The 2,841-nt window shown below is 72.7% G+C and carries 3 protein-coding genes; all 3 read right to left on the bottom strand.

The window, feature by feature from the left end:
- A partial coding sequence (locus tag J0670_RS34850; RefSeq protein WP_207816480.1) for an aldo/keto reductase occupies positions 1–684 on the bottom strand: 684 nt, incomplete at its 3' end.
- A 60-nt stretch (positions 685–744) separates the two neighbouring features.
- On the bottom strand, positions 745–1,581 hold the full coding sequence (locus J0670_RS34845) for an ABC transporter permease (RefSeq protein ID WP_207816474.1): 837 nt from the start codon (positions 1,579–1,581) through the stop codon (positions 745–747).
- Entirely contained in the window at positions 1,581–2,564 is a 984-nt protein-coding gene (locus J0670_RS34840) for an ATP-binding cassette domain-containing protein (protein WP_207816473.1), read from the bottom strand. Before J0670_RS34840 ends, J0670_RS34845 begins: the two co-directional genes overlap by 1 nt.
- Positions 2,565–2,841: the final 277 nt, after the last annotated feature.

Here is a 2,841-nt window from a genome sequence, read left to right as displayed (position 1 = left end):
CTCCTTGCGCAGGACGCCGCCGAGCAGTCCGCTGCGCAGCGGGGACCACGGCAGCAGGCCGAGGCCGTAGTGCTGGAGGGCGGGAATGACCTCCAGCTCGATGGCGCGGTCGAGCAGGTTGTAGAGCGACTGCTCGCTGACCAGGCCGAGGAAGTGGCGGGAGCGGGCGGCCTCCTGGGCCTGGGCGAGGTGCCAGCCGGCGAAGTTGCTGGAGCCGACGTAGATGATCTTGCCCTGGGCGACCAGCACCTCCATCGCCTGCCAGATCTCCTCCCAGGGCGTGGCCCGGTCGATGTGGTGCATCTGGTAGAGGTCGATGTGGTCGGTCTGGAGCCGCCGCAGGCTGGCCTCGACGGCCTTGCGGATGGCGAACGCGGACAGCTTGCCCTCGTTGGGCCAGTCGCCCATGGGCCCGTAGACCTTGGTGGCGAGCACGGTGCGCTCGCGGCGGCCGCCGCCCCGGGCGAACCAGCGGCCGATGATCTCCTCGGTACGGCCCTTGAAGTTGCCCTCGCTGTCGCGGCCGTAGGTGTTGGAGGTGTCGAAGAAGTTGATGCCGTGCTCGTGGGCGGTGTCCATGAGGCGGTGGGCTTCGGCTTCCTCGGTGTGGGGGCCGAAGTTCATGGTGCCGAGGCAGAGGCGGGAGACGGTCAGGCCGGTGCGGCCGAGGTGGGTGTACTCCATGGCGCCCACCCTCTGCCGCGGCCGGCCCCGGTGTCCAGCACATTCGGCGACTCGCGCCGATCACCGCCCGTGCGTGGCGAACTTCCGTACGGCCAGGGGCCCGCAGACCGCGAGCAGAACGGCGCTCCAGAGCAGCGCGGCCGTCACGGCGTGCTGCATCGGCCAGGCCGAGCCGGGCGCGGCCGGGTTGCCGAAGAGCTCGCGGGCCGCCTCGACGACGGAGCTGATCGGGTTCCAGTCGGCGACCACCCGCAACCAGCCGGGCATACCGCCGGTGGGCACGTAGGCGTTGGTCACCATCGCCAACGGGAACACGACGACGGAGAGTTGGCCGGCCGCCTCCTCCTTGCCGACGGCCAGGCCGAGCAGCGTGCCCGCCCAGGTCATCACGAACCGGAAGAGCAGCAGCAACGCGAACGCCCCCAGTGCGTCGGCGAGTCCGTGCCGGGCGCGCCACCCGGCGGCCAGCCCGACCAGGGCCAGCAGTGCCAGGACGACCACGCTGACCAGCAGGTCGGCGAGGGTCTGGCCGAGCAGCAGACCGGTGCGGGAGACCGGCATCGAGCGCAGCCGGTCGGTGACCCCGCGCCCGACGTCCCGGGCGGCGCCGACCATGGTGGGCATGATGCCGTTGGTGGCGACCATGGCGAACAGTCCGGGCATCAGGAACTCGCGGTAGTCCCCGCCGCCCGGCACCCGCATGGCGCTGCCGAAGACGTACCCGAAGACCACCACCATGACCACGGGCACGCCCAGCGAGGCGGCCAACAGGCCTGGCGAGTGACGGTAGTTGAGCAGGACGCGGAGCGTCGAGGTCCAGGTGTCGGAGGCCAGTCGGGCCCCGGCGGACGGGCGGACGGCGGTGGGCGCGGCGGCGGTGGGCGCGGCGGCGGCCATCAGGCGGCCCTCCCCGCGTCAACGGTCTCCTGGGCAGCGCTCTCCCCGGTGAGCGCGAGGAACACGTCGTCCAGCGAGGGCCGCCGCACCGCGACGTCCTCGGCGACGATCCCGCCGCCGTCCAACTCCCGCACCAGTGAGGGCAGGAGGACGGACACCCCGGGTGCCGTCAGCACCGTGACGGTCCGCTCGGCGAGGTCGATCCGCGCGTCGTTGCCCGAGAGCGAGGACAACACGACGGCGGTGGCGGCGAGTTGTGCCGGATCGGCGAGGGTGACGGACACCTCGCTGCCGATCGCCGCCTTGAGCCGGGTCGGCGGGCCGGTGGCGATGGCGGCGCCGTGGTCGACGACCACGATGTCGTCGGCGAGCCGGTCGGCCTCCTCCAGGTACTGGGTGGTGAGCAGCACGGTGGCGCCTCCGTCGGCCAACTCCTTGACGGTGTCCCAGATCTCCTGGCGGCTGCGCGGGTCGAGCCCGGTGGTGGGCTCGTCCAGGAAGAGCACCGGCGGGCTGGTGACCAGGCTGGCGATCAGGTCGAGGCGCCGGCGCATGCCGCCGGAGTAGGTGCGGACGAGCCGGTCGCCGGCCTCGGCGAGCCCGAAGCGGGTGAGCAGTTCGTCGGCGCGTTCCCGGGCCCGGCGGGCGCCGAGGCGGTGCAGCCGGCCGAAGAGGTGGAGGTTGTCGCGGCCGGTGATGCCCTCGTCGAGGGCGGCGTGCTGCCCGGCCAGGCCGATCGCCCGCCGGACCTCCTCGGCGTCGCGGACGGCGTCGTGCCCGGCGACCCGGACGGTGCCCCGGTCGGGGGCGACGAGCGTGGCGAGCACGCGTACGGCGGTGGTCTTGCCGGCGCCGTTGGGGCCGAGGAGGCCGCAGACGGTGCCGGCCGGGACGGTGAGGTCGAGGCCGCGCAGGGCCTCGGTGGAGCCGAAGCGTTTGTGCACGCCCGCCATCTCGATGGCGGGCCGGGCGGTGTCGGACATGGCTCTGCCCTTCTCTAGGCCTTATCTAGGTACGGCGTACGTAGAAGCGCGCTTGGGCGTCATCGTACTACGTACGCCGTACGTATCTAAGATGGGTGAGCGAGGTGATCTTCCAGTGCCGTCCAGCAAGCCCCCCACCGGCTCCGACACCGGTTCCGACAACCCGGAACAGCCGGGCAGGCCTGAACAGCCGGGCAAGCCCGAACACCCGGGCAGGCCGGTGCCCCCCGAAGCCCCCGAACTGATCTGGCTGCGCCCCGAGCGCACCGGCCGCGGC

Origin of the sequence: Streptomyces sp. FH025 (assembly GCF_017427025.1) — a bacterium.
Taxonomy (GTDB): Bacteria; Actinomycetota; Actinomycetes; order Streptomycetales; family Streptomycetaceae; genus Kitasatospora.
The sequence above is the reverse complement of the archived record's forward strand: the minus strand, read 5'-3'. Positions and strand labels throughout refer to the sequence as shown.

Bases quoted from the DNA above. Each gene is read 5' to 3' on its own strand.
- J0670_RS34845 (WP_207816474.1), bottom strand. From the start codon at position 1,581: ATGGCCGCCGCCGCGCCCACCGCCGCCGCGCCCACCGCCGTCCGCCCG.
- J0670_RS34840 (WP_207816473.1), bottom strand. From the start codon at position 2,564: ATGTCCGACACCGCCCGGCCCGCCATCGAGATGGCGGGCGTGCACAAA.